Here is a 3,285-nt window from a genome sequence, read left to right as displayed (position 1 = left end):
ATTGTTGTTTATTTTTCCGGTGTAGCTTCCTAAACTTATTTCTTTATTTAGAGGTTTAGATGGTTCTTGTTTTGCATTGGTTTCTTCCGTTTTATTAGAAGTAACTTCTGTAGTTTTAGTTTCTTCAGTTTTTGCTTTTTTGTCCGCACAAGAAACTAAAAATATTGTAAGTGCTGTAAGTAGGATTTTTTTCATTTTAAATAAATATTTAGATTACCGCAATATAAATTATAATTGTATTTATATATTACTATTAATATTATTTTTTAAACAAACTTGCCTTGCTATAATAATCTGTATCGTAAATAAAAGATTTAATAATAAATTAAACTAGTATCAATAATAGCATTATTCCTTTATTGTAAATTGCCTTTCATTAAAGAAAAGACTGTTAATTACTTTAAAACTCCTCTAACAAATAAAAAAACACCTATAGCAGTTACACTAAAAGAAACTATACTATTTCCTGCTTTATATAGCAATAATAGGCCTATAAGTAATAATACTATACCAACAATTCTGTTGGCTTTAGACTTCTTTTCTGCTTTTTCTACTTTCTCTTTTAATCCTGGTGCAACTTCAAACATATGTTCCTGAAAGTTATTTATCAGATCTACAATGTTATCAGAACTATTTGCAAGTTTATCCTGAAACTCTTTATCGCTTTTTTCTTTTTCATTTAAAGCATCTGTTAATTCGTTTTGCAAACCTCTTATTACTGCTTCATCCTTAAAAACAGTTAACTCTTCTTCTGCAAATCTATCCATATTGTAAAGTATTATGCTAAACAAATCTTCCTTAGATAATTGTTTAACTGAGTCTATTACACTTCCCTTTCTTGCATTATTAGCTTCTATTGCATCAGCTAATTGCTCCTCTAGACCTCTTTTATGTATTTCTTCTGTATAGGCTCTGCGCTCAGCATTACACAAGTCTCTATGCAATAAGCTACCAAAAAGTACTTCATTAGAAGTTTTTTAAGAAATACTTTTAAAATCATTATAGTTCATAAGTAAGAATTGGTTTAGAAAAGTATAAGTCTACTTTACAGATGTAGAATAATACTTTCTAATTTGCGATAATCTAAAGATGCAAAAAACATAAAGAGAAAAGACCCCTAAAACAATTAAAATTGCAATACTATTTAAACTGTTAGAATCATTAAGTATGTATGCAAAAAAAGAAGCAAATACAATGGCATTTATATAGCCAACAGGCTCTAGATACTCTATTATTTTTTTATCATAAAATTTAGTCTTAACCACTTTTTTTAACATTACTAAATAAACGTAATATGATATTCCACTTAAGAATAATAAAATAACAATTGCCTTAATTGATACATCTTCATATATACTAAAAAGCTTTTCTTTACCCGCCGAAACTGCAATAACAAATGAAGCTGCTGTTAGTAACCTGGTTGTAAAATAAAGAATAAACCATTTTTTTGGTTTATGGCTAAATTTTAAATATTCATTTTTATTCATAGTCCCATTTAGTAATTCACTGTAATGATGCATTAACATATCGTTTGTTAATTTCATTTCATAAATACCTTCCTTGTAGGCACTATTATTAACATCATTATAATCAGAAACCCACTTTGTTAAGCTACTATCATCAATTTTTAAAAAGGATTGAGCTTGCTTCTCTTTAAGTTCTAGAAAGTCTGACTTTTCTTTAAAATAAAATATAAGACTAATGTTTATAAACGAATAAGAGTCATTAAAATTTAAGCAGATAATTAATGAACTATTTTCTAGATATACACAAGTATCATTAGAATTGTCTATTTTTTTTGCTAAGTTTTGATTAACTGAAAACTTGTACTTTTTAATTACTTCTTTAAAATTTATTTTTACATTTTCAACCAATTTTTTTTTATTGTATTCTATTACCTGCATATATTCTATCCTTAAAAACTAATTAATTTTCCTACAATATAAAACAATTTCTATAGTGTTTTTAGTAAGGTGAAGTTTTTAGATAAAATGCACCAAATCTTTTTATAAAAAAATAGTTCTAATTTTATTTTTAATCCGTTGTATTGGTTGAAAGCAAAAACCAAAAGTTTGTTTTACTAAATAGTCAATGTTAATTTTATCTAGTTTTATTTTTTGATTTTACATTAAAAAATAAAATAGGGTTTGTGAATAAATATAATTTATTTGGCTACAGATTTTAACTCTGCTATATCACTCTTATTAAAAAAGGTTTTAATTTTTTTAATAAAACCCATTTTCAGGTTTAAATTAAGCTCTTTTTTACTACGTATTTCTATGTTGTATTTCTCTGATAATTCACTTAAGTATTTATGATAAGTTCTGTTTAAAACTAGAGAATTAGCACCATCTTCATTAGACATAATTATATCTAAATGATTTTGTTTAAAGTGAAAATTACTTAAATCTATATCTTGGATAATGTTAGCTAATAAAAAACGGTTTTTTACCAGTTTAATTCCTTCATCAGTTTCTTGTAACCTTACAATTATTCCTTTTTTTAGTTTACCAATTTTAGTATTAGTTAAAACCAAAATTGATAAGTTTTTCCCGTCTGTTAACTTTGTTTCTTTGCTTTTAAATATATTTAGTATAGGATAAACAATTAAATATTTTGTTTTATTAATTAGCCTTATTGATCGTTTATAAAAAAATAAAGAAATTAAAAACATTACAACTGCTATAATGACCGAAGTTATAGGACTAACAATACTAATAATTATAAAAATTGCTGCAATAGCAATTTTTGCAATCTCTAAAACAGCATCTATAAATGGTATTGGTGATAAAAAAATTAGAATATCTATAAAAAACTTAAACGCCATTACAACTACTAAAAAATATAAAGAGACACCTAAAATTAATAACGTTTTAAAACTAATTGATAAAAACCCTGCCTGGTAAACAACTTCATTATGTACTGGGTCATTAGAAATAAATGTTGGAGCTAAAATAACTATTGCATTAATTATTAAAGCTGCTTTGTTTGAAAGGTATGTGTCTGCTAACCCAATAGTAGCAGTAGCTTTATTGGTTTTAAAAACTGTACCTACTAATGATGTAAAGAAAAATAGTATACCAAATATGCATAAAACTATCCAACTACTAAAAAAAGGATTTGTTCCTACATAATCGTTATGAAAACCTACTTTTGAGCAAACCGATGTTAAAAAAACGGTTAAATAAGGGTTAACACCCATTGGTGCTAATTGTGCAAACTGCTCTACCAAAGCTGTGTTTTGACTTAATGTTTCTTGCGCATCTAAACTTTCTGTTTGAGCCT

Annotated in this window: 4 protein-coding genes; all 4 read right to left on the bottom strand. The window is 25.7% G+C overall.

The genetic code is table 11. The features are described from left to right. Positions 1-195, bottom strand: a 195-nt coding sequence (locus ABJD66_RS05155; protein ID WP_348128941.1) for a hypothetical protein, incomplete at its 3' end; no start/stop codon positions are given. Positions 196-395: 200 nt separating this feature from the next. Further along, complete coding sequence (locus ABJD66_RS05150) at positions 396-944, bottom strand: hypothetical protein (RefSeq protein ID WP_348128938.1); 549 nt, start codon at positions 942-944, stop codon at positions 396-398. Between the two features lie 96 nt (positions 945-1,040). Then, on the bottom strand, positions 1,041-1,904 hold the full coding sequence (locus tag ABJD66_RS05145) for a hypothetical protein (RefSeq protein WP_348128935.1): 864 nt from the start codon (positions 1,902-1,904) through the stop codon (positions 1,041-1,043). A 260-nt stretch (positions 1,905-2,164) separates the two neighbouring features. Beyond that, the coding region (locus tag ABJD66_RS05140; RefSeq protein WP_348128932.1) for a hypothetical protein at positions 2,165-3,285 on the bottom strand (1,121 nt) is incomplete at its 5' end.

The organism is Cellulophaga sp. (assembly GCF_039943695.1).
GTDB lineage: Bacteria > Bacteroidota > Bacteroidia > Flavobacteriales > Flavobacteriaceae > Cellulophaga.
The sequence above is the reverse complement of the archived record's forward strand: the minus strand, read 5'-3'. Positions and strand labels throughout refer to the sequence as shown.